This window comes from Cellulosimicrobium cellulans, from assembly GCF_042723955.1.
GTDB lineage: Bacteria > Actinomycetota > Actinomycetes > Actinomycetales > Cellulomonadaceae > Cellulosimicrobium > Cellulosimicrobium cellulans_H.
Genome location: NZ_JBHXIC010000167.1, coordinates 1 through 2604, shown reverse-complemented (window position 1 = coordinate 2604; position 2604 = coordinate 1). Strand labels below are relative to the sequence as shown.

The window sequence follows — 2604 nt, the reverse complement described above, 5'->3', positions numbered from 1 at the left end:
TGGGTGGGGCCGGCCCCCCCCGCCGCCGGCGGGGGCGGCCGCGCAGCCTTCGTCCCGTCCCTGGTCCGCCCCCGTCCTGCCTCGGGTTCCGTCCCGGCAACCGCCGCCGTCAGACGGCGGCCCAGCCGCCGTCGCTGTGCAGTACGGCACCGGAGACGTTGGCCGAGTCGTCCGAGAGCAACCAGGTGATCGCCGCGGCGAGCTCGTCGGCGCTCGCGGCGGGTGGGACGGTCGTCGCCATGACCGGCCCGAGCCGCTCGCCCGCGTACTGCGAGCGGAACGGTGCCTCGATGCTCGTCGCGACGGCGCCCGGAGCCACGACGTTCGCCCGCACGCCCTGAGGCGTGTAGAAGAACGCCGTGCTCTTGGTGAAGCCGATGACCGCGTGCTTCGACGTCGCGTAGGCGGTGCCGGACGCCGAGGCTCGGGAGCCTGCCTCGGACCCGACGTTGACGATCGACCCCTTCCCGGCGTCGAGCATGAGGGGCAGCACCGCGCGCGTGAGGCGCATGACGGCCGTGACGTTGACGGCGATGACGAGGTCCCAGGTCGAGTCGTCGACCTCGGCGCTCGGCAGGAACCCGTCCATGATGCCCGCGACGTTGGCGAGCGCGTCGACGCGGCCGTCTGCGGCGGCGACCACCGCGTCGACCGTGGTCTGGGTGCTGACGTCGCCCGCGACCGTCACGAGGGCGTCGGTCCCGACGTCCGCGACGAGCTTCTCCAGGCGGTCCTCCCGGACGTCCGTCGCGACGACGCGTGCGCCCTCCGCGAGCAGCCGCTCGACCGTCGCGCGCCCGATGCCGGCGCCCGCGCCGGTGACGATCGCGGTGCGCCCCTCGAACCTTCCCGGTACGTGGTTGCTGACCATGACGGCTCCTTCCGTCCGCGCCGGCACTGCCGTCGTCCGGCGACCTGGTCCCATCCCACCTCCCGGGCTCTCGCGCGCGCGAGAGCCGATCGTCCCTCAGCCGGTGCCGGTGGTCCCTGCCGGCGGTGTCCCGACCGCGCACGCCGGGGTAGGGTCGGCGTCGTGACGCACCCGTCCGTGACCCCTTGGTGGCCGGCCGCCTGACGGCCGGTGACCTCTACCGGCCGTGCCCCGACGACGTGGGCGGCCTCGGCGGACCCCGGTGCACGCGTCGTCGGCCCAGCGGCCCTTCCTCCCGTGTACCCCGAGTACCCCCTGAGCTGGAGCCTCCAGAATGACGACACAGCATTCTCCCGTCCCCGTCCGGTCCCTCGAGCCGACCGGCGCCGAGGTGCCCTCGACCGTCCCGACGCACTGGTACAACCTCGCCGCGGACCTGCCCGAGCCCGTGCCGCCGCACCTGCACCCCGGCACGCGCGAGCCCCTCACGCCCGACGACCTCGCGCCGCTGTTCCCGCTCGCGCTCGTCCAGCAGGAGGTGACGACCGAGCGCTACGTCGAGATCCCGCAGACGATCCGCGAGATCTACGCGCTGTGGCGGCCGTCGCCGCTCGTGCGCGCGCGACGCCTCGAGCGGGTCCTGGGCACCCCGGCCCGGATCTACTACAAGTACGAGGGCGTGAGCCCGGTCGGCTCGCACAAGCCGAACACCGCGGTCGCGCAGGCGTACTACAACGCGCTCGAGGGCACGACGAAGCTCACGACCGAGACGGGCGCTGGCCAGTGGGGCGCGTCGCTGTCGTTCGCGGGCGCGCTGCTCGGGCTCGACGTCGAGGTGTGGCAGGTGCGCGCGTCGTACGACTCCAAGCCGTACCGCCGCGCGCAGATGGAGGTCTACGGCGGGATCTGCCACCCGTCGCCGTCGGACCTCACGGAGGCCGGTCGAGCGATGCTCGCGGCGGACCCGGAGACGACCGGTTCGCTCGGCATGGCGATCAGCGAGGCCGTCGAGACGGCCGCGAAGGACCCCGCGGCGCACTACGCGCTGGGCAGCGTGCTCAACCACGTCATGCTGCACCAGAGCGTCATCGGTCAGGAGGCGCTCATCCAGCTCGACGAGGCCGGCGAGGGCGCACCCGACGTGGTGTTCGGGTGCGCGGGCGGCGGGTCCAACCTCGCGGGCCTGACGTTCCCGTTCCTGGGCCGCACCCTGCGCGAAGGTACGACGACGCGGCTCGTGGCGTGCGAGCCCGCCGCGTGCCCGTCGCTGACCCAGGGGGAGTACCGCTACGACTTCGGTGACGTCGCGGGCCTCACGCCGCTGCTCAAGATGCACACGCTCGGCAAGGACTTCGTCCCCCCGGCGATCCACGCGGGCGGGCTGCGCTACCACGGCATGTCGCCGATGGTCTCGCACGCGGTGCACCTCGGGCTCATGGACGCGGTCGCCGTCGAGCAGGACGACGCGTTCGTCGCGGGCACGCTCTTCGCGCGCAGCGAGGGCATCATCCCGGCGCCGGAGTCGACGCACGCCGTCGCGGCGGCGATCGCGCACGCGCGCGCGGCGACCGAGCCCGAGGTGATCGTCCTCGGGCTGTCCGGCAACGGCATCCTCGACCTGCCGGCGTACGCCGCCTACGTCTGACGGACGCCCCCGGGCGCCCCGCGTACGAGCGCGAGAACGACCTGCGCGTCGTCCGCCCGGTCACGGTCGACGACGTCTCGCAGGACCC

The 2604-nt window shown here is 73.8% G+C and carries 2 protein-coding genes; one reads left to right on the top strand and one right to left on the bottom strand.

Features of this window, described 5'->3' with window-relative positions; genetic code table 11:
* Positions 1-109: 109 nt before the first annotated feature.
* Positions 110-871 (bottom strand): SDR family NAD(P)-dependent oxidoreductase, encoded by a 762-nt coding sequence (locus ACFWH7_RS20960; protein WP_378219609.1) that lies wholly within the window; start codon positions 869-871, stop codon positions 110-112.
* A gap of 334 nt (positions 872-1205) precedes the next feature.
* Between ACFWH7_RS20960 and ACFWH7_RS20955 the strand changes: the two genes are divergently transcribed.
* Positions 1206-2516, top strand: coding sequence for a TrpB-like pyridoxal phosphate-dependent enzyme (locus ACFWH7_RS20955; RefSeq protein WP_378219607.1), 1311 nt, complete (start codon positions 1206-1208; stop codon positions 2514-2516).
* The last annotated feature ends 88 nt before the right edge of the window (positions 2517-2604 follow it).